This window comes from Lacihabitans soyangensis (genome assembly GCF_024343775.1).
GTDB lineage: Bacteria > Bacteroidota > Bacteroidia > Cytophagales > Spirosomataceae > Leadbetterella > Leadbetterella soyangensis.
Map to the genome: position 1 here is coordinate 109,207 of NZ_RJUF01000181.1, position 24,282 is coordinate 133,488.

General features: G+C 38.0%; 19 protein-coding genes and 1 pseudogene. 13 read left to right on the forward strand and 7 right to left on the reverse strand.

From position 1 onward, the window contains the following. Window positions 1–143 precede the first annotated feature (143 nt). The 4 genes from dapA (at window position 144) to EGI31_RS20295 (ending at window position 4,494) form a co-directional block, all read left to right on the forward strand. Complete coding sequence (gene dapA / locus EGI31_RS20280; RefSeq protein ID WP_255038988.1) at window positions 144–1,031, forward strand: 4-hydroxy-tetrahydrodipicolinate synthase; 888 nt, start codon at window positions 144–146, stop codon at window positions 1,029–1,031. A 74-nt stretch (window positions 1,032–1,105) separates the two neighbouring features. Then, window positions 1,106–1,645, forward strand: a complete 540-nt coding sequence (locus EGI31_RS20285; RefSeq protein WP_255038989.1) for a phosphatase PAP2 family protein — start codon at window positions 1,106–1,108, stop codon at window positions 1,643–1,645. 184 nt (window positions 1,646–1,829) lie between these two features. Then, window positions 1,830–4,166, forward strand: coding sequence for a heavy metal translocating P-type ATPase (locus EGI31_RS20290; RefSeq protein WP_255038990.1), 2,337 nt, complete (start codon window positions 1,830–1,832; stop codon window positions 4,164–4,166). Window positions 4,167–4,290: 124 nt separating this feature from the next. After that, entirely contained in the window at window positions 4,291–4,494 is a 204-nt protein-coding gene (locus EGI31_RS20295; RefSeq protein ID WP_255038991.1) for a heavy-metal-associated domain-containing protein, read from the forward strand. Window positions 4,495–4,505: 11 nt separating this feature from the next. On the opposite strand, the gene ispF is transcribed toward EGI31_RS20295, so the two are convergent. Further along, window positions 4,506–4,985: a 2-C-methyl-D-erythritol 2,4-cyclodiphosphate synthase gene (gene ispF, locus EGI31_RS20300; RefSeq protein ID WP_255038992.1), complete on the reverse strand. Its 480-nt coding sequence runs from the start codon at window positions 4,983–4,985 to the stop codon at window positions 4,506–4,508. 136 nt (window positions 4,986–5,121) lie between these two features. On the opposite strand from ispF, the gene EGI31_RS20305 reads away from it, so the two are divergent. The 3 genes from EGI31_RS20305 (at window position 5,122) to EGI31_RS20315 (ending at window position 7,654) form a co-directional block, all read left to right on the forward strand. After that, entirely contained in the window at window positions 5,122–6,357 is a 1,236-nt protein-coding gene (locus EGI31_RS20305; protein ID WP_255038993.1) for a M16 family metallopeptidase, read from the forward strand. A 194-nt stretch (window positions 6,358–6,551) separates the two neighbouring features. Next, a complete protein-coding gene (locus tag EGI31_RS20310) occupies window positions 6,552–7,088 on the forward strand; it encodes a hypothetical protein (protein ID WP_255038994.1) in 537 nt (178 codons plus the stop codon). A gap of 173 nt (window positions 7,089–7,261) precedes the next feature. Continuing rightward, the gene (locus tag EGI31_RS20315; RefSeq protein ID WP_255038995.1) at window positions 7,262–7,654 is read left to right on the forward strand and encodes a hypothetical protein; all 393 of its coding nucleotides are present in this window, start codon (window positions 7,262–7,264) and stop codon (window positions 7,652–7,654) included. Between the two features lie 64 nt (window positions 7,655–7,718). On the opposite strand, the gene EGI31_RS20320 is transcribed toward EGI31_RS20315, so the two are convergent. Then, window positions 7,719–8,759 (reverse strand): glycosylasparaginase, encoded by a 1,041-nt coding sequence (locus tag EGI31_RS20320; RefSeq protein WP_255038996.1) that lies wholly within the window; start codon window positions 8,757–8,759, stop codon window positions 7,719–7,721. 4 nt (window positions 8,760–8,763) lie between these two features. Next, window positions 8,764–10,179, reverse strand: coding sequence for a sulfatase family protein (locus EGI31_RS20325; RefSeq protein WP_255038997.1), 1,416 nt, complete (start codon window positions 10,177–10,179; stop codon window positions 8,764–8,766). 212 nt (window positions 10,180–10,391) lie between these two features. On the opposite strand from EGI31_RS20325, the gene gpmI reads away from it, so the two are divergent. Beyond that, window positions 10,392–11,927 carry a 2,3-bisphosphoglycerate-independent phosphoglycerate mutase gene (gene gpmI / locus EGI31_RS20330; RefSeq protein WP_255038998.1) on the forward strand — a complete coding sequence of 512 codons (1,536 nt, stop codon included), beginning with the start codon at window positions 10,392–10,394 and terminating at the stop codon, window positions 11,925–11,927. Between the two features lie 81 nt (window positions 11,928–12,008). On the opposite strand, the gene EGI31_RS20335 is transcribed toward gpmI, so the two are convergent. The 4 genes from EGI31_RS20335 to EGI31_RS20350 all read right to left on the reverse strand — a co-directional run bounded on the left by EGI31_RS20335 (window position 12,009) and on the right by EGI31_RS20350 (window position 19,029). Beyond that, window positions 12,009–12,758: a hypothetical protein gene (locus EGI31_RS20335; protein WP_255038999.1), complete on the reverse strand. Its 750-nt coding sequence runs from the start codon at window positions 12,756–12,758 to the stop codon at window positions 12,009–12,011. A gap of 141 nt (window positions 12,759–12,899) precedes the next feature. Next, window positions 12,900–13,805, reverse strand: a complete 906-nt coding sequence (locus EGI31_RS20340; protein ID WP_255039000.1) for an SPFH domain-containing protein — start codon at window positions 13,803–13,805, stop codon at window positions 12,900–12,902. Window positions 13,806–13,978: 173 nt separating this feature from the next. Next, complete coding sequence (locus EGI31_RS20345) at window positions 13,979–15,745, reverse strand: RagB/SusD family nutrient uptake outer membrane protein (RefSeq protein ID WP_255039001.1); 1,767 nt, start codon at window positions 15,743–15,745, stop codon at window positions 13,979–13,981. Window positions 15,746–15,771: 26 nt separating this feature from the next. Further along, the gene (locus EGI31_RS20350; RefSeq protein ID WP_255039002.1) at window positions 15,772–19,029 is read right to left on the reverse strand and encodes a SusC/RagA family TonB-linked outer membrane protein; all 3,258 of its coding nucleotides are present in this window, start codon (window positions 19,027–19,029) and stop codon (window positions 15,772–15,774) included. 148 nt (window positions 19,030–19,177) lie between these two features. Here EGI31_RS20350 and EGI31_RS20355 point away from each other — a divergent pair, with 148 nt between their 5' ends. From EGI31_RS20355 to EGI31_RS25490, 5 genes and pseudogenes are all read left to right on the forward strand, one after another. After that, window positions 19,178–20,863, forward strand: coding sequence for a GMC oxidoreductase (locus EGI31_RS20355; protein WP_255039003.1), 1,686 nt, complete (start codon window positions 19,178–19,180; stop codon window positions 20,861–20,863). Window positions 20,864–20,866: 3 nt separating this feature from the next. Next, complete coding sequence (locus tag EGI31_RS20360) at window positions 20,867–21,985, forward strand: NAD(P)/FAD-dependent oxidoreductase (RefSeq protein ID WP_255039004.1); 1,119 nt, start codon at window positions 20,867–20,869, stop codon at window positions 21,983–21,985. A gap of 282 nt (window positions 21,986–22,267) precedes the next feature. Further along, entirely contained in the window at window positions 22,268–23,497 is a 1,230-nt protein-coding gene (locus tag EGI31_RS20365) for an SIR2 family protein (RefSeq protein ID WP_255039005.1), read from the forward strand. A gap of 119 nt (window positions 23,498–23,616) precedes the next feature. After that, complete coding sequence (locus EGI31_RS20370; protein WP_255039006.1) at window positions 23,617–23,763, forward strand: hypothetical protein; 147 nt, start codon at window positions 23,617–23,619, stop codon at window positions 23,761–23,763. A gap of 388 nt (window positions 23,764–24,151) precedes the next feature. After that, a pseudogene (locus EGI31_RS25490) lies at window positions 24,152–24,282 on the forward strand (hypothetical protein); the annotation flags it as partial.

The window sequence follows — 24,282 nt, forward strand, 5'->3', positions numbered from 1 at the left end:
ATTATGTAGTTCGCACAGTTTTGCAAAATCTAATTTCAATATAATTTTCCGAAATTCCTATTTATTGCGTTTTGATGGATGCTGTTTCAGATTCTTCCCCTTCGTTTTAAAAAAATACTTACTTTTGCAAAAAAATATAATAGATGGAACATCGCCTGAAAGGAGTTGGGGTGGCTTTGATAACCCCATTTAACGAAGACAATACTATAGATTTCGCTGGATTAAAAAAACTTATTGATTTCAATGCAGAAAATGGCACGGATTATTTGGTAGTAAATGGCACCACTGGGGAGTCAGCTACCACGACCAATGAGGAAAAACATGCCATTCTTGATTTTGTAAAAAAGAACAACTCTAAGCATTTGCCAATAGTTTATGGTATAGGCTCTAACAATACTGCTGAGGTTATCAATAAGCTAAAAACCACAGATTTGTCTGGTGTAGATGCCATTCTTTCAGTTTGTCCTTACTATGTAAAACCTTCTCAAGCAGGCATTATTGCCCATTTTACTGCTATTGCCGACGCTTCACCACTACCAATAATACTATATAACGTTCCTGGAAGAACAGTGACTTCTATGCAAGTAAGCACCGTCATGGAGCTTTCGCAGCATCCTAACATTATTGGCTTGAAAGATGCATCATGTAGCATGGAAATAGCCCTTGAGTTATCCAAAAAACTTCCTGCTGACTTTTTGTTGGTTTCTGGCGATGACAATCTAGTTACTCCACAAATAAGTTTGGGATATAGAGGTGTTATTTCAGTAATAGCCAACGGTTTTCCGAAAGAATTTGCTGAAATGGTGCATTCTGCCTTGGACGGTGATTTCAAAAAAGCTTCTAAAATTCAAGAGCGTTTTCTGGATTTTGATACACTGCTTTATGTAGAATCTAATCCCGTGGGTATAAAAATGGTTTGTGAAATTAGAGGAATTTGTGATGGTAGAGTGCGATTACCCTTAGTTAAAGCTACTGATGGGCTAAAGGCTCAACTCATAGATTCTATGAAAAAAGAAGGATTCCTAAATTGATGAGGTTAAATCTAACATTCATATGCATTCTTTTTTGTTCCCAAGTTTTTGGACAAAATGTCGATATAAACATTTTGAAACAAATCAATTTAAACAGGTACAAAAGTGCAGATGCTGGAATGAATTTCTTAACCAATACCTCCGATTTTGTTGCAATCGGTACACCTGCTGCTTTGTTGGCGGTAGGTTTTATACAAGATGATGCCTCCCTCAAAAAGGAAGGTTTAAATGCAGCAGTGGCAGTGGTTGGTGCTTATGGCGTTGGTTATGTTCTCAAAAAAACTATTGATAGAAATCGTCCTTACGTCAAATACCCTCTTTTACAAAACTACAAAATAGAAAACGACAGTTCATTTCCATCTGGAAGTACTTCGGTGGCTTTTTCAGCAGCAACTTCGCTGTCTTTAAGCTACCCCAAATGGTACGTAATCGCCCCTGCGGCACTTTATGCTACCGGAGTGGGTTATTCTCGTTTACATTTGGGCGTGCATTATCCTTCTGATGTATTGGCTGGAGCGATTTTGGGGGCTGGCTCGGCCATTGTTTCAAGACAACTGAACAAAATGTTGGTGAACGAGTTTAGAAAAAGAAAAGTGAAAAAGTCAACTTTCTGACGGACAATTTTGTTGAAACTATATAATGGTAAAAAGAGAGAAAATAGTAGCATATTTAAAAAAGCTCGGATGGGCTGGTTTTATCTTTTTTTTGATAAAAGGATTGACCTTGTATGTTCTACTTCCTTATCTTATAACCAAGGGTTTAATCAACTGTGAATAAAGTCCTTACGGGCTTTGAAATATGACAAAGCACGAAATATTCTTTTCGACAGACATCAAAGAAAATCTTCTCGAAACTTTAGATAGGCAAATACCTTTTCCTCATCAACTCCAGCGAAAATCATTAATCATTGAGACCGACGAGCTGAGCGATTATTTACCCGAGGCCGTTAAAGTTCTAAAAATCAACGAAGTAGATTTAGAAACTAAAAAAAAGAGTTTTAAAGTGCTGGGTTATAGTTGTGCCTCCTGTGCAAACAGTGCCGAAACAGTCCTTAAATACGTTGATGGGGTTTACGGTTCATCTGCAAACTACGCCAACCACTCTGTAACCGTCGAATATCTACCTCAACTTACCAATCCAGAAGTTTTCAAAAGTAGCCTAAAAGAAATTGGTTTTGATTTGGTATTGGATGACAATTTTGAAAGTGCCAATCAACAAAGATTCAGAACTCAGAAAAGGGATTTGATCCTTGCGGGATTTTTTGCAGTTCCATTGTTTATAATTGGTATGTTTCTGATGGATTGGTCTTTAGGCCAATATGTTATGTGGGCCTTATGTACACCTCTAGTATTTTATTTTGGGAGACATTTTTTTATAAATGCTTGGAACAAAGCCAAAAGGTTGGAAACCAACATGGATACTTTGGTGGCTCTCAGCACGGGAGTGGCGTATGTTTTTAGTGTAGTAAATTTAGTCTTTCCACATCTTCTTCATCAACATCACCACGCTCAAATCTACTTCGAATCGGCTGGAATTGTTATATTTTTTGTGCTTTTAGGTAAATATCTTGAGGATTCAGCAAAAAACCGAGCTTCCGACTCCATAAAGAAACTGATGAAATTGGATGAGAAAAATGTAAAAGTTTTGGTCGGTCAGCAAATTGTGGAAAAGCTGATAGATGAAGTAAATCACGGTGACTTGGTAAGGGTTTTGCCCGGTCAAAAAATACCTTTGGATGGAAAAGTAGTGGTCGGAACTTCAAGTGTCAACGAAAGCATGATAACTGGAGAACCAATTCCGAAAAGCAAAAGCTTGGGAGATATGGTTTTTGCTGGCACCATAAACGTTGAAGGAGTTCTTGATTTTGAAGTGACGAAAGTGCATTCCGAAACCTATTTGGCATCCATTATTACTAAAGTCGAGGACGCTCTTTCGTCAAAAGCACCTATTCAAAAAAAGGTGGACAAAATTTCTAGCATTTTTGTACCTGTTGTCATATCTGCTGCTGCACTAAGCTTTTTGGTTTGGTATTTTGTGTTTAATAACGCCAACATGGCTCTATTGAGCTTCATAACCGTATTGGTTGTGGCCTGTCCATGTGCCATGGGTTTGGCTACACCTACGGCTCTGATGGTAGGCATTGGCAAAGGTGCCCAGAATGGAATCTTGATTAAAAACGCCGAATCTCTCGAAAAAACCGGTAGAATAACGGACTTGGTTCTCGATAAAACGGGAACAATTACCACGGGTAAACCCAAAGTGATAAAAGCATTTTGGAAAGACGAATCAAAAAAATCTATTTTAGCTGCATTAGAAGCTAATTCGAGCCACCCTTTGGCTCATGCTATTGTTGATTTTTTGCCTCAAAAAGAATTTATAAATATTCAGAATTTTGAAAATATTCCTGGAAAGGGAATAAAGGGAATATTCGAAGGGCAACATTATTTAGCTGGTAATAAGCAGTTTATTTTGCAAAATGAGATTGAGATTCCGAAAAACGATTTTGAAGATTCTGAAAATTCATTGGTATATTTTGCGACAGAAAAAGAACTTTTGGGAATTATAGAAATTGGAGATGAACTTAAACCTGAAATCGAAAAGCATTTAAGTGAAATCACGAATCAAGGAATTAAAGTTCATTTACTTTCTGGTGATAATGCTTTAGCGGTAAAAAATATGGCCCAAAAGCTAGGCATTTCTGATTACAAAGGGGAAGTTTTACCAGAACACAAAGCAGATTATATCAACTCTCTAAAGACTCAAAAAAGGGTAATTGCTATGGTAGGCGATGGTATAAACGATACACTTGCTTTTACGCAAGCAGATGTGTCAATAGCCATGAGCGACGGTGCAGATGTGGCGAAAGAAGTTGCTGATATCACAATTCTAGGCAATGATTTGTCGAGAGTCAAAAAGGCCATAACTTTGTCGAAGAATACAACAGCCACCATCAATCAAAACTTGTTTTGGGCGTTTTTCTATAATATTCTTGCCATTCCAGTGGCCGCTGGATTGTTATTTCCAAGTACAGGATTTCTGATGCAACCCATGTACGCCAGTGCCGCCATGGCCATGAGCTCGATTAGTGTGGTGGCCAATAGTTTAAGATTAAAAATTAAGAAAATAAACACATAGGCACATAAAACACATAGAAAAACTTTAATCTTTTGGTGTAATATTTTATGAATACCTACACCCGCTTTAAATATGAACCTATGCTCCCTAAGTGCCTATGTGTTAAAAAAAACAGACAAACAAAATGAAATTCAAATCAAATATCAATTGCCAAAACTGCGTAGCTAAGGTAAAAAACACACTTGATACGCTTGTAGGTGCAGAAGCATGGAAAGTTGACACCGAAAATCCTTCAAAGATTTTGGACATTTCCAATCCTGATACTTCAGCGGCTGAAGTGGTGAATAAGCTCAAAAGAATTGGTTTTACTGCTGAATTAATAGACTGATATTTCTAAAATCAGTCTTTAAAAAGCAAACAAACGGCGTGGGCTTCGAGGCCTTCTTTTTTACCAACAAAACCCATGGTTTCGGAAGTGGTGGCTTTTATAGAAACATCATCTGGCTCGATATTGCAGCACTTTGCAATGGCGACTTTCATTTCAGGTATGTATTTTCCTATTTTGGGTTCTTCCAAAATCAAGGTACTGTCTATATTTCCAACTTTATAGCCCTTTTCCCCAATCATTTCGGTGACTTTGGAAAGAAAAACTTTGCTATCCATTCCTCTCCATTGCGGATCAGTATTTTTAAAATGCTTTCCGATATCTCCTAGAGACAAAGCACCCAACAAAGCATCACAAATGGCGTGAAGCAATACGTCAGCATCCGAATGCCCCATTGAACCCACCGTATGAGGTATTTTGATACCTCCCAAACTCAATTCATATCCTTCCGCCAACTGATGCACATCGTAGCCGTGCCCTATTCTGAATTTCATATATTCTTTGATTAAACCGCTAAGACGCTATGTCGCAAAGTTCCTTTTTGACCCTTAACGAAATGCCCCGAAGTAGATTCTTTTTATTTTTTTATCGTAAAATTAGCCATAAATTTACACCAAATTAAAGTATTTGATGATTCAATTCCAACATTTCGAACTCAACAACGGCCTAAAAGTTTACGTTCACGAAGACCCTACCAGTCCAATTGCCGCTTTTAATATTTGTTACAATGTAGGTTCGAGAGACGAAAACCCTAACAAAACTGGCTTTGCACACCTGTTTGAGCATTTAATGTTTGGCGGTTCTAAAAATATACCTTCTTACGACGAACCACTCCAGAGAGTGGGTGGCGAAAACAACGCTTTCACTTCGCCCGATATTACCAATTATTATATCACTTTACCGGTTGAAAATTTGGAAACGGCATTTTGGTTGGAATCCGACCGGATGTTGAGCTTATCATTTGACCCTAAAGTACTCGAAGTTCAGCGAAGTGTGGTAATTGAAGAATTCAAACAACGCTACTTAAATCAGCCTTATGGTGATGTTTGGCTAAAACTAAGGCCTTTGGCTTATCAAGTTCATCCTTATAAATGGGCAACGATTGGCAAGGAAATCAGTCACATTGAAAACGCCACCATGGACGATGTTAAATCGTTTTTTTACTCGCACTATTTACCAAACAATGCTACTTTAGTTGTTGGTGGAAAGGTGACAGTTGGTCAAATAGAAAAATTGGCTAAGAAATGGTTTGGAGACATTCCAGCGGCTGCATTATATCCAAGAAATTTATCGAAGGAACCAGTTCAAACTGAACCAAGAAGACTTGAAACTACGGCTAAAGTACCTTTGAATGCCATTTACAAGACCTTCCATGTACCAGGTAGATACCACGATGATTATCATGCGGTAGATCTGTTGAGCGATGTACTTGGAAGAGGAAAATCCGCTCGATTGCATCAAAAACTGGTAAAAGAAGCCAAACTTTTTAACAATATCTCAGCTTACAGTACAGGTTCTCTAGACCCCGGTATGTTTGTGGTCAGCGGTAATCTAAACCAAGGAATAGACTTAAAAACGGCAGAGGATGCTCTCAATGAAGAACTTGAGAACATTAAAAACGCTAACATTACTGATATTGAGCTCGATAAAGTAAAGCACCAAGCACTCGCCACTGCGGCATTTGGAGAGGTGGAGCTGCTAAACAGAGTCATGAATATAGCAATTGCAGCCAATGCGGGTAATGTAAATTATTGTAATCAAGACAAAGACAAAATTGAAGCTGTCACTGCCGAAATGATGCACAAACAGGCCACTGAAGTTTTAAGAAACGATAATTGCAGTACATTGATTTATGGGGCGGAATAGAAAAGTGTAAATCATTAGAAGTGAGTCATTTACTTCTGAAAATTTCAAAACGAAACTAAAACAACTTGCCACTTCAAAACCAAACTGAATCACCAAATGTGAGAATTTTGTAATTCTTAAACTTAATTCTGAAACAATTTTAACCAACCAAGTACGACCTTTGATTTGATACAAAACTTAAACAAAGCAACTGTATGTTTAAATATCAATCAATTAGTGTCTATGGATTTCTGATTATTTTGGCGGGTGTTTCTTTGTTAATAAAATCAGATTCGAACATCACAACCCACGCTCTTATTGTTTCGTTAATAATAATTTCAAGTGCAATAATTGCAGGAATTGTTGCTTTAAAAACTTCAGGCAATAAAGTCCAAAGCCGTTACCATACACTTCATGGGGTCGGTTTACTTTTTTATGGAATTTTTCTGTTTTTCTACCCAAAAACTGTTTCTGAATTCTCAGACGTTACCGCTTTATTCTTCATCTTTTATGGTTTTTCGGAGATTATATTTTGTTTTTGGTTATTTAACTTAGAAGCTAAAATCAGCGTATTTCAATTGGTACTAAGACTCGCCATGGGCTTTGTTTTTTTTCTCAGTTCAATACTTATGATTGGTTTAAGGCATCCTTACCAGGCCGCAGAATTAGTTAGTGCCGGAGTAATTTTTATCATAATTGGTACACAAGTGATTTTCACAGTTCCGATTGTTACAAAATTAAATACGGTATGAATTTAACATGATGTATTCACCACTAAAACAACGAAGTTAGATTTTAAGGATTATTACCACAATTGCCTTAAAATCAGGAGTCTTTTGAAAAAAAATATGCCAATTAATAAAAAGACTGAAGTAAATATTCCAATAATTGATTAATTTGGATTCATAAACAAACCCTAAAATTTATGAATACTAAAAACTTCTTTACACTCGAGGTAATCAATTGTCTTGTGTTTGGCATCGCTCTTTTCTTTTTTCCAGATTTCCTTGGGAAAGAATACCTAACAAATCCTGAATGGATAAATGAAGGATCAAAAATTGTAGCCAAAGGATACGGCTCACTACTTTTAGCCTTGGGAATTGCTTTTTGGCTCGCTAGAAATTCAGGGCCGTCCGTCGCAAGGCACGCTTTGGTGGTTCTGGGTACATTCTCCAATATTTTCTTGATTATTATTCATTCCATGGCAATTCTGGGCGGTGTAGAGACTGCTATTGCTTGGGGAACTGTGGTAATGGCTTTAATATTAGCCATTTGGGGATTAATGTTAATTCCTAAAGAAAGAGATATAGCTGTCTAAGAGAAAACCAGAACAATATTAAATCCCTCATTTTCAAATAATTGAAAATGAGGGATTTGTTTTTTTAAGAAAAATGGCTTTTTGCCTTTATTATTTTTCCATTTCCAGGAGCGGTGGTTACCGTAAACACAAAACCGGGATTTACAGCATAAGCTCCATATTCTCCATTTTTGTTTAGTGCTATCAGCCCAACTTGAAAGTCCTTGGCTTTTTTCGGATTAATCTTTACCAATCTTTCAACAGCCATTTTGCATGCCGCCTCTGGTGATTTGCCTTGACGCATAAATTCTACTACCATGGCAGCACCCGCAATTCGGATCACCTCTTCACCTTGACCAGAACCCGTACAAGCACCCACTTCGTTGTCTACATAAAGCCCAGCCCCAATAATCGGCGAGTCTCCTACCCTGCCACGCATTTTAAAGCCCATTCCTGAAGTTGTACAAGCACCCGAAAGGTTTCCAGAATGGTCCAAAGCCAACAAAGCCATGGTGTCATGGTTAAATTCACCGTTTTCTAACATTTGCGGAGCAAAAGGGCCTTTGCCTTTTTGCATGGCCTTGTTTTGCTCTAATTCAATATTTTTTACCGGCTTATATTCAGACTTTTGAAGCCAATTTTTATAGGCATTCTCAGCATCTGTTGAAAGTTTGTCCTCTTCCACTTTAAAGCCTTTTTCTATCGCAAATTGTCTGGCACCATCACCAACCAAAAGCACATGTGGGGTATCTTCCATCACTTTTCTGGCTACAGAGATTGGATGTTTGATGTTTTCCATAAATGCTACACCGCCGCAATTCATTTTTTCATCCATTATGCAAGCATCAAGGGTTACTTTACCCTCACGGTCGGGATTTCCCCCCAAACCAACGCAGCAATTGATGGCATCTTCAATGTTGTTTGCTCCTTTTTCAACCGCATCCAAGGCTCTTCCCGTTGGGTTTTTCAGGATTTCCATGGCGGCTTCATTTACTGGAATTCCACTATCCCAAGTCGAAATCACGATGGGCTTTTTCACAGCTTTGGTTTGCCCAAAAGCATTCGTTAATGATAAAAAAGGCAAAGAAAACAAGCCTTTTGCTAAAAATCCTCTTCTGTTTGTCATGAAATTATTCTTTTATTTTTCCGATAGTTCTTCTATTTTTTCCTTCTGATTTTGTCAAATCATCACCTATATCTTGCCGAGCTTCATCGGCTATTTGCATCAATCTTTGTACAACCTCTGGATGGTCATTCATCACATTATAACGTTCGCCTGGGTCTCGTCTTAAATCATATAAGCCACCCTCAAAAGTAAAGTTCTCGTTTACACCGCCGGGCATTCCATCTTTTCCAGCTGAAAAACCTTCATATGTTCTTCCAGGATGAGGAAACACCAACTTCCAGTTTTCATCTCTTACGGCCTCTAAATTATTTTTTCTATAATAATATAAAAATGAAGTCCTTGGATTGGCTCCAGTATTTCCTTTTAAAACATCTAATACACTAACTCCATCAATTCGTCTTTTGGGCATTTTAGCACCTGTGGCTTCTACAATCGTCGGTAAAATATCCAATGCCGCAGACAAATTATTTGCCACCAAACCAGTTGGAATTTTGCCCTTCCAAGCCATCATGCAGGGCACTCGTTGCCCTCCATCAAAACTCGTCCCTTTGCCTTCTCTAAGCCCTCCAGCACTGCCTGCATGATTGCCATAGTTCAGCCAAGGGCCGTTGTCACTGGTTACAATGAGCAAGGTATTTTCATCTAACTTGAGTTTTTTCAATGTTTCCCGAATTTGGCCGATGCTCCAATCCAATTCCATCATTACGTCCCCATAAAGACCTTGCTTAGATTTCCCCTTGAATTTATCGGAAACCGCCAAGGGTACATGCGGCATAGGATGAGCCAAATAAACAAAGAAAGGTTTGTCTTTTTTTCTTTTTATGAAATCAATTGTTTTTTCTGTAAAATTAGTTGTGAATTGGGTTTGGTCCGGGTTGGTTTGAATAGTCTTTTCTCCTTCAATCAGAGGCAGTTCTGGGTAATAATTCTTTGTCACTGGATGATTGGGCCACATATCATGAGAATAAGGAATGCCATAAAACTCGTCAAAGCCATGTTTGGTAGGCAAAAAATCAGGCAAATGTCCTAGATGCCACTTCCCAAAGGCTGCGGTCGAATAACCTTCGGCTTTTAGCAATTCGGCAATAGTTTCCTCTTCGGTATTTAAGCCAATTTTGGCAGTATGGTCCAAAGCACCACTGAAACCAAGTCTATTGGGATAACAACCTGTCAATAAACCTGCTCTTGAGGCTGTACAAACTGCCTGAGGGGAGTAAAATTGAGAAAAATAGATTCCATCATGAGCCAGCTTATCAAAATTTGGCGTTTGATAACCTTGAGCTCCGTTCCTTGCAATATCACCAAATCCCATATCGTCCATGTAAACCAAAATTACATTTGGTTTTACGATAGATTTATCTTTCAGTACAAACGAAAAGAAAAGAATGGGTAAAGAAAATACGATGATTTTTTTCAGCATTTAAGGTCAGTATTGGGTTAATTATTGCCAGAACCTCCTTTAACTCCACGAAAATAATAAAATATTTTATTAAATATGCTTTTAGAAAATGTAATTGGCAATAGTTCTGAGTAAAAAGGTAATTTGAAAAAATATAATAAGGTCAATACTTCCTCCATTCATCCAAAAAATCCTTAATTTTGCGATTGATTTTAACCAAAAACATTAATATTTTGAACAAGAAAGTAATTTTAGCGATACTAGATGGTTGGGGCTTACCAAAACCAGGAGAAGAGTGGCGTTCGGCCATAGAAGCAGCCAATGTGCCGTTTTTTAGACATTTAATGGCTACTTATCCTAATAGCACCCTTGAGGCATGCGGTAGAGCAGTAGGTTTGCCAAATGGACAAATGGGCAACTCTGAAGTGGGTCATACCAATTTAGGAGCAGGTAGAGTGGTGTATCAAGAACTTGAAAAAATCAACGTAGCAGTAGAGGAAGGAAAAATCGCCAAAGAACCTGTAATGGTAGATGCTTTGGCTTATGCCAAAACCAATAATAAAAAAGTACACTTTATAGGACTATGCTCAGATGGTGGTGTGCACTCGCACATTGAGCACGTAAAAGGCCTATGCAAAATAGCCGCTGAAGCTGGAGTTAAGGATGTATTTGTACATGCTTTCATGGATGGTCGCGATTGTGATCCGAAATCTGGGAAAGCATTTATAGCAGATTTGCAAAATACTTTAGACCAAACAGGTGGCAAAATAGCCTCATTGACTGGTAGGTATTTTGCGATGGACCGTGACAAACGTTGGGACAGGGTAAAACTTGCCTATGATGCCATGGTGAATGGAATAGGCGAACTAAAGGTTAGTAAAGAGGAAATATCAGAAAGTATCCAAAAATCTTATGATGCAGACATAACGGATGAGTTTTTGAAACCAATTGTGGTGGTTGAAAATGGCCAACCCGTTGGAAACATCGAAGCTGGAGACGTGGTAATGTGCTTTAACTTCAGAACAGACCGAGGTCGTGAAATTACGGAGGCATTAACCCAGAAGGACTTTCATGAGCAAAACATGCACGCTTTGGATTTGTACTATATCACCATGACCAATTACGACGAGACTTACAAAAACGTAAAGGTGATATATGACAAAGACAATTTGAACAATACGCTTGGAGAAGTTTTGGAAAAAGCCGGAAAGAAACAGATACGTTCTGCCGAAACTGAAAAATACCCACACGTAACCTTCTTTTTCTCTGGCGGAAGGGAGGAGCCATTTGTAGGTGAAACTCGACTTTTGTCGCCATCACCTAAAGATGTGGCTACGTATGATTTAAAACCTGAGATGTCTGCAAAAGATTTGGCGGCTAATTTGGTTCCTGAATTAGAAAAAGGTGAAGTAGATTTTGTATGTTTGAATTTTGCAAATCCCGACATGGTGGGTCACACGGGTGTATTTTCGGCCGTAGTAAAAGCAGTGGAAACCGTAGACGCCTGCTTAAAACAAGTGGTGGAAGCTGGAACAGCCAATGGATACACCACCTTGGTGATAGCAGACCATGGCAATGCAGATTATATGCTAAATGATGACAAATCTGTGAACACGGCCCATTCATTGAATCTCGTGCCATTTATTGTAGTAGATGATGCTTATAAAGGCCAACCTAAAAGCGGAAAACTTGGAGACGTAGCACCTACCATTTTGAGTATTATGGGCATTGATATCCCTAAAGAAATGGATGGAAATGTATTGATATAAAATCACTTAGGCAATGTATTCAAAAAAACTCCTGACTACTCAGGAGTTTTTTTTGTCTTTCACCTTTGCTTAGGAGCGATATTACAAGTTAGAATCTAATCCATTGATATGTTTAACAATTCTTATTAAATCTGATGGATTTTGTAAACTTAAATCATATTTATCGGCAAATGCTTTAGCCTTTTTTTCGTTTTCATCAAAAATCTTGAATTTCTTGCCCACACGTTGCATTTTGTCGTGATAGTTGATGTAATAAGTCGTTTCTTTTACAAAATATCCTTCAAAACCATCACCTGTTTGCTCATAGCCATTTTTTTCACCCTCAACAGCTGGAATATATTTGCATTTGATATTTTTAAAAAGTTCAGTTTCTCCATCCAACAGCTTTTGGTAGTATAAATCTCCTGCCGCCACATATTGGTTTCTGTATTTTCTAAAAGTATTACCATTGATTGTAAATTGAAGTGGTTTTATTTCAATAGCCTCTTTGTCCGCACCAACAGAAAAAAATAATGAATTATTTATTAAATTAAATGCCATGTAGCCTTTCGAAACTCCGCCACCCTCCATCATAATTGTGCCATTAAACCATGAATTATTGAAAAATGGTGTTCCTTTATATACTTTACCAATATCATTTCTGGTCTGAAGTTTTACATTGGGGTTAGTGTATTCTGAAACCAACACGGTATCCAAGCCCCTAATTTCAATTTTACTATTTGAAGCTTGAATAGAAAATTTATCCATGAAATAGGCCATGTATTCGTTTTGACAAAGAGATTGAAAACTCACGAAAACAATCAAAAACACGGTAATAGAAAAATTCTTCATTTGATTCCGATTTTAAATTAAACCTATTTCGATTGATGAAATTAGTAAAATTATTGAATTCATAATCAGATTATTATAAAAAAATCTCCAAGTAATCATTTCATGGAGATTTTGTTGTATCAATTGAGAAATTGGGGCTTTTTAATTTGCATTTAATAAAACCTGTGAACCCTTACTATTTCCCATGATTACAATTTTAGTGTTTGGCGATGCAGCAAGATCTTTTTGGGCTTTTATTTGCTCATATTGCAATTGTTTGTCAGTCAAAGTTGAGGTAATAATCCTTTGGTAATCAGCTATACCCTGGGCTTCAACCCTCTTTCTTTCAGCTTCTTGCTTTTCTTTTTGTAGGACAAACTGCATCTTTTGGGCATCTTGCTCCGCATTGATTTTCGATTCAATGGTTTTCTTCACCGATTCTGGCAAGGCTATATTTCTTACCAAAAGTTGTTCTAAAACCAAACCTCTGTCTTTAAAATCCTTTTCGATAGAATTAAAAATGCGGGTTTGAAACTCGTCTCTTTTAGTCGAATACAATGCAATGGCGTCATAATTAGCAGAGATATCTCTGATTCGGGTTCGAGATAATGGCCGTACGATGACATCTACATAGTTCAATCCGATTTGTTTGTAAATATCTGGAGCTTTAGCCGATACAATTCTAAACAAAACCGTGAGGTCAATAGTCACTTCCAGTCCATCGGCCGACAAAACTTTAATGGCATCGTCCCCAGCTTTAGAACCTTCATCATGAACCCCTGACATGGTATAGTTTTGGGTTTTCAAATCCAATTCTTTTATATCGGCCAATGGATTCACAAAGTTCAAACCGCTATTAAGCGTCTCTTTTTTTACATTTCCAAAAATAGACTGAACCCCAACTTTACCCGCATCGACTTGCACTACACATTTCGAGAGAATACCAAAAATAATCACCACAATACCAATAACCCGAATCATACCGGCTCGCTCTGAAAGTGGGCTATTCACTTTTTTCAGATTATAGGCCGTCAATAACAATACAATACCTACAATAATAATAATCATTTGTTTATAAGTTTAGTGGCTCAAAAGTATACTTGGTTTCTCGCATTTCTAACAAATATTTATGAATGGAATTTTGGCCTAGAAATTCTGCTTAAAATTTATTTGGTATGAAAGTATGAAAACAAAAAAAGCCCGAACAAAATATTCGGGCTTTCCATTTACGTTATAAAATATTAATAACCAGTATTTTGAACCAATGTTGGTTTTCCATCTTTTTGACTGTTCAATATCTCATCTTGGGGAAGCGGGAAGTAATTATTTTTACTAGTAAAAGTTTTACCTGCCATATAACCTCTTTTGTTAAATACTCTTCCTGAAGGCTCTTTTCCAGGTGCAGCTTCTTCGGCGGCGTATTTGTTCAATACTTTTTCGGCAATACCCCAACGAACCAAGTCAAAGAATCTGTGACCTTCCATTGCAAACTCCAATCTTTGCTCCATACGCGTGGCGTTTCTTGCAAAATCAGCACCTTTTGTAGCGAAAGTTCCGGCTGGATAAGGTTTAACAACATAATTTACAGTCGGGTCTTGAACTGAACCTTTTTGAGCTCTTTCTCTAATCATGTTAACATAACCTTCGGCGGCTGCTAAGTTTCCTAATTCAATTTCACACTCAGCCAACCAAAGAATTACATGCGACATTTTCAATAGTCTATAGTTATTGTTCACATTTCTTTTGCTCGTTGAGTGCGTGGTGCTATTCTCTTCTGCCAAGTAGTACATCCATTTTTTACCTGTAAATGGTCCTGCATATACTTGATCTCTGATCCATGTAGAACCAGGCATTGGGCCCCAATCAAGGAAATTTACACCTCGTCTACCTACTGTCCAGTCTAGTCTTGGATCTACTGGAACACTCTTATCTAATGTAAAGGCCGTTCCGGCACTGATACCTTGGTCATTTGGCAAATCTACTTTGTTATAGGTATCTTCTGTACCGTCTGCCGCATTTCCAATCAATGGAAGCCCATCCTCAGAAGTTTTAAAAGCATTCACCAAGTTATGAGAAGGTTGGTAAAAACCACAACATCCACGACCTGGAGCAGTAGAAGAGTAAGGCCAGTTAAGGTTATCTCCAGCGTTACCGTTATTGCCCGTAGTACCATCATTTACAGAAAACTGCACTTCAAAAATAGACTCCGAGTTATTGTTGGTAACGGTTCTGTAATTGTCATGATAGTTGGCTACCAATTTCTTTCCCGAGTTCTTGTAAACATCTTCCAATAGAGCTTTTGCATCGCCCCATTTTTTCTGGAATATTTTGGCTTTTGCTAAATAAGCCTTTGCTGCCCATTTGGTTGCTCTTCCTTTTTGTGACTGAACCGCAGGGAGCGTATTTGCCGCAAACTCAAAATCAGCCTCTATTTTTGACCAAATATCCTCTGTATTAGGAATTTTTGTAGAATTAGGGTCTGACGCTTTGTAAATCTTGTCATCAATATAAGGCACTTTGCCCCACATTTTTTTAGCCTCAAAATGGTAATGGCCTCTTAAGAAACGTGCCTCAGCTACCACTTGGGCTTTTTCAGCCTCGGTCATATCTTTAACATCTGGGCTTCCAACGATTTGTATCACCTCGTTTGCACGAGCAACTCCATCGTATGAATGCCACCATTTTCCTAGGAAATAGGTATTATCTGCCAACCAGTTGTATTGCTCAATAAAAGACAGCTCAGGTTGGTCACCCGCATCGGTACCTTTTACGGCATCGTCAGAGCTTATTCCACCAAATACATAGTTCGAAATGGTTGATTGACGACCAGTATTACCCGCACCTACGCCATCCAGAAGCGAGTACGCTCCTATTAACAAGGCATTTACGCCATTTTTTGTAGAAAGTTGAGCCAAAGATGCTCTACCCTGCGGCTTTAAGTCGAAAAAGCTATCAGAGCATGAAAAGCTGATAAAAACAGCGACTAATAGTATGATTATTTTCTTCATTTTATTTAATATTTTTATCATTGTAATTAAAAACCAAGTCTTACACCCACCAAATATGACTTAGCCACTGGATAAGCACCCTCGTCAATTCCCATGTGAATATCTTGGTTGTCGTTGCCTGAAGTTCTCAAGTTAATGTCCGGATCAAGTCCAGTATATTTGGTCAAAGTCAAGATATTTTGTCCTTGAACATATATTTGAGCTGATCCCATTTTGGCCTTTTTCATGATGTTTGCAGGAATCGAATAGGTCAACTGTACATTTTTCAATCTCAAATATGAACCATCCTCTAAGAAATAAGATGATATCTGCTGACTAGTAGCATCACCGGAGTTTAATCTTGGAAGTTTGGCTACATCACCTTGTTTTTTCCAAGAATCATACAACATTTCTTTCGATCTGTTTCCTTGGAAAGTATTAAAGTCTGTCCAATATCTAACATAGTTAAATATCTCATTTCCTTGAACTCCTTGTCCAAACATGGTCAAATCGAAGTTTTTGTAGCCCAAATTAATGTTAATACCGTAGGTAAAATCAGGATGCGGATTACCAATAATCGTTCTATCTGCAGCAGTAATAACTCCGTCTCCGTTTACGTCTCGGAATTTAAACGTTCCAGCCCTGGTATATGAACCGAACTTTGGAGCTGCGGCAGCCTCAGCATCGTCTTTGATGACACCGTCAACAAAATATCCGTAGTAACTCGCAATTGGCAGGCCAGCTTTGGTTGCAGAAATTGCAGGAAGACGAGTAGTAAATCCAAATATAGTAGCATTAGGATCATTATTCAATTTGATCACTTTGTTTTTGTAATGTCCAAGGCTTAGACCCACTTGATATCTAAATTCTCCAACTTTATCCCTAAAGTTTATGCCAAGGTCAATTCCCTTATTTTGTACTTCTCCAATGTTGGTAAAAGGTATAGAACCTGTACCAGCTGTTCTTGGAATTGCTATTTGGGTTAACATGTCGGAGGTTACTCTATTATAAACGTCCAAAACCAACTCCATTTTATTGTTCAGTAAAACGGCATCTAAACCAACATTGGTCGAAGTAGTTGTTTCCCATTTACCGTTTGTGTTACCAAACTGCACTAGGTCAAAACCTCCAACTATTGAAGAACCCGTGCCATTGATGTCGTAGGCATTGTTTGAAGGGTCAGCCGCATACAAGGTGTAGGCATTGTATACGTTCGGAATTAACTGATTACCAGTTTTACCCCATCCTAGCCTCAATTTCAAATCGTTCACAAACTTCAAGTCTTTCATAAATTCAAACTCTGACATACGAACCCCAACTGAAAAAGCCGGAAATACCCCGTACCTGTTCGCCTCTGAGAATCTCGATGAACCATCTCTACGCAAAGTAAAATCCGCCAAATAAGTATCTTTATAACCATAGTTCACCTTACCGAATTGAGAAAACAATGCACTTCGGATTGCTCCGTCACCCGCATTGGCCAAGCCTGCAGCTGAACCTGAATTTAAGTAACGATAGTCCAAATCGTCAAAGGAGAAGCTACTTCTACTCGCAGAAAAACCAAAAGAGTAAGTTGTTACTGATTCAGTACCGACCAACACGTTTAGTTCATGAAGACCCATTGTCTTGGCATAATTGATAGTATTAAACCAAGTGGCTGATTTGTCGTAATTGTTTATTACGTTCAAGCTATTGGCATTTCTAGCCTCAGCCGCCTCAATATCTCTGTGGAAGTATTCCGAACGGTTAAACTGATTGTATTCCAAACCATAGCTTGTTCTTGCTTTCAGTCCTTTCATGATATCAAACTCGGCATAAACATTACCAAAAACGTGCGTTCCTTTGGTCAAGTTATCTTTTTCACGATAGAGTCTCGCCAATGGATTGGGTGCATTTCCAAGGTTTACACCTTTACTTCCCGCAAAACCATTATACGGAGAAGTATTCGTACCTCCCAACTCAGCAGGACCACCTGTTATGTCAAATATGGGTATAATAGGATGCACACGAATAGCAAACATTATAGGATTCGACTCATTGTTGTTGGTAATACCTTGTCTTTCATCATAAGAGAAAGTAAAGTTCTCACCAATCGTCATAAAGTTTTTCTTGAATTCAGTATTTGCTCTAACCGAATATCTGTTGTATTTGGTGTATTTCAAAATACCATCTTGAGAAAAATAATTGGCCGAAATAGCATATTTACCGGAGTTTGAACCACCCGTAGCACCAATTTGATAATTGGATATCGGAGCTGGATCAAAAATAGCATCTTGCCAATCGGTACCTTCTTTGTTGGCTTTTGTAATGTTAAAAGCCGTTTTACCCAAATTCGGATCTGCAATGTCGTTGGTATAGGTATAATTGGCTGGCAAAGAACCATAAACGTTTGGATAGATGTAATCCGCAATCGTTTGCTCCCCGTTTGGTCCAAATTTATACTGAACCGAAGGAGAAGTTACAGAAGGATTCTTTCCAGCACCAAGGTCAGCCTGGTAGAGATAAGAACCTAACTCTTGCGTATTTAACAAATCCAACATTCTACCTGGTCGTTGAGTACCTGTGTAATAGTCAAACGAAATGTTTGGTTCACCAGCTTTTCCTTTTTTGGTGGTGATGATTACCACCCCATTGGCTGCTCTTGCACCATAGATAGAGGCTGCAGAGGCATCCTTCAATACCTGCATTGACTCTATGTCATTAGGGTTGAGTTGGTTCAGCGTTCCTTGGGTAGGTACACCATCAATTACATACAAAGGGCTGTTGTTGTTCACCGAACCAAATCCCCTGATACGTACCATGGTACCACCACCAGGTGAGTTGTCGTTACCAACTACCACACCGGCAGCTCTACCTTGGAGCATCTGAGTGACGCTGGCCGCTGGTGTTGCTGTCAGTTCCTTGGCGTTTACTACTGTTACGGCACCAGTAATGTCCTTCTTACGTTGCGATGCGTAACCCGTTACCACCACTTCACTCAGCGACTTTGTGTCAAGCGATAACACCACGTTAATTTCAGAGCGAGCACCAACAACTTCTTCGCTTGGATTATAACCAATAGAAGAATAAGTCAAAACGCTAGAATTGTTTGGAACGTCTATGGTGTAGCTACCATTGGCGTCTGTTGTGGTACCGGTAGAGGTACCTTTTACCAAAACTGTAACCCCAGGAATTCCTGAAGTGCTACCGGTCTCAGTTACCTTACCGGCTACTTTTCTTTGAGCGTAAGCAAAGCTTACCGTCATGAGCAAGCTCACAACCATCAATGCCCGACCCAAATTTCGAAAGAGGAGTTTTTTTTGCATACGAGTAGGAGTTTTTGTTAATTTTAAATAGTTTTAAGAATTCGAATAGTTTTTCAAATATAATTATTAATTCAGGTAATAATATTTATAAAATTAAATTTTTTTAAAAAATAATACAATTCAAGAAATAGTAAAGTTTCCTTAACAAATGGCTAAAGAAATTAACGTTTACGACGCAATAGTAGTGGGATCAGGCATTTCGGGGGGATATGCAGCCATGGAACTTACAAAAAAAGGCTTAAAAGTCTTGATGATAGAAAGGGGCCGTCATGTGGAGCATGTCACCGACTACACCACCGCTTTAACCCCACCTTGGGATATGCCACACCGTGGAAAAGCAACCTTGGAACTGCTGAAGGACTATCCTAAAACGGCTCGTGTTTACAATAAAATCAACGAATTTTCGGCTCACTTTTATACCAAAGACGCACTTCATCCCTATTTGGAGGACAAGCGATTCGACTGGATTAGAGGTTATCAATTGGGTGGGAAGTCTATCACTTGGGGACGAATAGCACTGAGAATGTCTGACTTAGATTTTGAGGCAAACGCCAAAGAGGGAATAGCGATAGATTGGCCACTGAGATACAAAGATTTAGCTCCGTGGTACGACTACGTAGAAAAATTTGTCGGCATTTCAGGCAATATAGACAAAATATCCCATTTGCCCGATGGCATTTTCCAGCCTCCTATGCCGTTTTCTTGTGTAGAAAAAGACTTTCAGAAAAAGAATAACAAGTTTGGTGCCCAGGTCATACATGCCCGGCAGGCACATTTGACACAACCAACCGAGGAGCAACTGGCACTTGGTCGTGGTAGTTGTCAATACCGAAATATGTGCGGCCGTGGATGTCCATTTGGTGCATATTTCAGTACGCAAGCCGCAACGCTTCCTGTTGCTAAAAAAACTGGAAACCTAACGATTCTAACGAATGCCATTGTTAAAGAAATAAAGTACGATGAAGCCAAGCAAAAGGCCACGGGCGTAATTGTAATTGATACCCTCACCAAAAAAGAAACTGAATTGTTGGCCAAAACCATTTTCTTAAATGCCTCTGCATTGGCCTCTACCCAAATCCTGTTGAACTCCAAGTCTAAAAGATTTCCGAACGGAATGGGCAACGACAGTGGCGTACTAGGTCATTATTTGATGGACCACCATTTTGGGGCTGGTGCTTCTGCCGAAGTGGAGGGATTTGAGGATACCATAGAATTTGGCAGACGACCAAATGGTTTTTATATACCACGATACCGAAATATCGGAGGTGAAAAACGCGATTACCTGCGTGGATTTGGCTATGAGGGCGAATCTAAAAGGGCAAAACCAGATTTGAAAGATGATTTTGGGGCAGATTTCAAGAAAAAAATGACGGAATTTGGCCCTTGGAAGATAGAATTGTCGGCTTTTGCCGAAACCTTGCCTTACGAAGACAACAAAATTTACCTCAGCGAGGAGGAAAAAGACGAATGGGGAATTCCTTTATTGATCATGTCTGCGGAATATAAAGAAAACGAAACCAAAATGCGGGTGGACATGAAAAACGATGCCGCCGAGATGTTTGAGGCAGCTGGCTACAAAAACATCAAGCCGTATGATGAAATCAGAGGTTTTGGTAGATGCATTCACGAAATGGGAACCGCCAGAATGGGGCATTCGCCGAAGGACTCCGTGCTTAACAAAAACAACCAAGTTTGGGGTGTTCCCAACGTTTTTGTAACGGATGGTGCCTGTATGACCTCTTCTTCGGCCGTTAATCCGTCCTTAACTTATATGGCCTTGGCTGCACGAGCGGCAGATTTTGCGTTAAATGAACTCAAAAAACAGAATATATAAGGCATGCTGAGTTATTGGGAACAGGATATTTTCAAGCCAAAATATGATTACCTCATCGTTGGTTCGGGTTTTTCGGGACTATGGATGGCGTATTTCTTGAAAAAGCAAAATCCCGACGCTGAAGTAGCCATTCTAGAAAGAGGAACCTTGCCCAACGGAGCCAGTACCAAAAATGCCGGCTTTGCATGTTTCGGGAGTCCATCAGAACTACTTGAAAATGTAAAAGAAATTGGTTGGGATCAAACCTTGGCCATGACCCAGAAGCGGTTTGAAGGAATCCAAATCATCAAGCAACACTTCGGCGATGTGATAGATTACAATCCTTGCGGTGCTACGGAACTTTTCAGCGAGGCCAGCATTTTTGAGGACAATCTGAGCCAATTGGAAGTCTTGAACAAAAACCTATCCTCCATCGTAAATACTAAACTACACTTTTATCAGGATAATCAGATAATTCCTGAAAGCAAATTTGCAGGATTCCACTATGCCATAAGCAACCGTGCCGAAGCCTCCATCCACTCCGGAAAGCTTTTTTATGCACTCCACAAAACCTTGGTTAACCAAGACGTAAAGTTTTTCTTCGGAACCGAGGTTGAAAACATCGACGCCAGTCAGAAAATGGCGGTTGTCAAAACCAAAAACCTTGGAGACTTTGAAGCCCAACATGTTTGTATATGTACCAATGCTTTTTCGAATATATTTCTGCCAGAGCAAAAAATACAACCCGGCCGTGGGCAAGTTATCATCACAAAACCCATTGAAGGGCTAAGCTTTAACCGCACTTTTCATATCGACAAAGGCTATTATTATTTCAAAAATGTCGGAAATAGGGTATTGTTTGGAGGCGGAAGAAATCTAGACTTCGAAGGCGAAAACACCGACCAATTCGGCCACACAGAATTGATTCAGAATCAATTACTGAAATATCTAAAAGAATGGATTCTACCCAAATTTGATTTTGAAATAGACCTAAAATGGAGTGGAATAATGGCCTTCAACGAGTCCAAAACACCAGTTTCCAAAATTATTCAGCCCAATCTTTCGGCCAGTGTCTGTATGAATGGTATGGGTGTGGCTTTGGCTCCGTATTTGGCTAGGGAGTTGGTTGGGGGGATGGGGTGAAATTTAAACTAACGCAAATTAAGCAGTCTAATCTAACATAGACGGCAATTTTGGATTCATAATTAGGAAAATTTTATTGTTAGTATAGAATTTAAAGGATATATTTGAAAAGAAAATAATAAGGTAGGGAAACAAAGAAAACTTAAATCAAAAATTGCGATTTCTCGATACAAATTGATGTTATAATTATGGGTATTCTCTTTTATGCCTATGTAAAAAAATGACTATTTTAGCTTGATTAACTTTAGTCTCGATATAAACAAAATCCCATTCAAAATTACAATGACGATTCAAGAATTTATTGCTCAATACAAAAATCATCCTGTACTATTCATTGGAACAGGTATAAGTCTTAGATATTTAGAAAATTCTTTCACTTGGGATGGTTTGCTGAGTAAAATTGCTTTAGACCTAACTGACAATCCTGAATACTATCTGGATATAAAAGCAAAATGTTTTATTGATGAAAAATTTGATTTTCTAAAAATTGCTGATTATTTAGAGCAAGATTATAACAAGAAATTATCTGAAGATAGAAACGGTAAATTCAAAGAAATCAATGACATATTTTACAAGAAAATGTCAGAAGGAGTGCACTTAAGTAGATTCAAAATTTATATTTGCAATCTATTTTCTGAATTAAAATTTAAAAGCGAAACTTCCGATGAATTAAAAGAGTTTAGAAAAATTCGTAAAAATGTAGGCTCCGTAGTTACAACCAATTATGATGGTTTAATGGAAAATTTATTTGACTTTAATAAACTTATCGGTAACAACATCCTTTTGAGTAATCCTTACGGCTCTGTTTATAAAATTCACGGCTGTCATGAAAATCCTGAAAAAGTTATAATTACAGAAAAGGATTATTTAGATTTTAATAATAAATATGAGCTAATTCGTGCTCAATTACTTTCTCTCTTTATACATAATCCCATTATTTTTATGGGATATAGTGTTAATGATGACAATATTAAAAAAATTCTGAAAACCATTTTTACTTACGTTGAACCAAACTCAGAATTAGCAACAAAAATCAAGAATAATTTTCTTTTAGTTGAGAGAGATCTAGGTAATGAAAATGAGATAATAAGTGAACACGACATTGTTCTCGATGGATTAACAATTAGAATAAATAAAATAAAGACAGACAATTATACGGCAATTTATCAATCAATTTCAAATTTACATCTTCCAGTTACAGCTTTGGATGTTAGAAAAGTACAGAACATTGTAAAAGAAATCTATGCTGGTGGTGAAATTAAAGTTAGTATTACAGAAGATCTCGATACATTAAAAAATGGCGATAAAATTTTGGCAATAGGCTCTTCAAAAACCATCCAATATCAGTATCAAACTGCACCTGAACTTTTGGCAAGTTATTTTAACGTTATTGATGAATCAAATTCTCAAATTGTAAGTTTAATTGATAAATATAAAATTCAACCAGCCAATACTTCCCTATCTTCGGATTTAGTTCTATCAATAAAGAAATTCAAAATTCAACTTCATTAAAAAAACAGCAGATAAAAAATGTTACTGATTGTGTAAAAAATCTACCTTCTAATTGTTGTAAAAAACACAAAAACATTGAAGATATAATTAACGATGAAACAATTCCTTCATCCTATAAAATGAATGCCATTATCTTTAATGCATACCATAAAAATATTAATCTCGATGAAATCGAAAAATTTCTGAGAGAAAATACTTCATCTACAGACACTTCTCATAGGAAACTTTTGAGTGTTTATGATTTGCAAAAATATAACATCAGTTAACAACTAAGGCCAGCTAAACGATGGCTCCACCATCGTAGCAGTGTCAAGCAAGCTATACTTGCTAAAACCGCTCTTCCTTTACTTTAGCAGATGAAAAAAGAATTGAAAAATACGAGTAATTAGGATAAATTTATCTCGGTAAATTTTCCTAAGTGGGAAGCAGGTGAACCTACCCGCTCTGCAAGCCGAAACTATCCTTCGATAAAGGCCCTGCCTCCCTCACTCAATCTAAACCAATTTAGCTATTTAGAACCAGTTCGTGCTGATAATCTTATAAAGGCTTTTGTCGATTTGAGTTTACTTAGGTCAATTTTTCTTTTCACTTTAAAATTAAGTTTTTATGAAACAAAATGAAAATTTAGAGATTGATTTTTTTGTTGGCATTGACATGTCTAAAGACAAATTTGATGTTGGAGTTATGGATAAGTCTGGTGTTAGAATTGGTCATAAAAAATTCAATAACAATGACTTAGGTTTTGAAGAACTGTTTACATGGCTCTCTAATAGCTTAAAAACAGA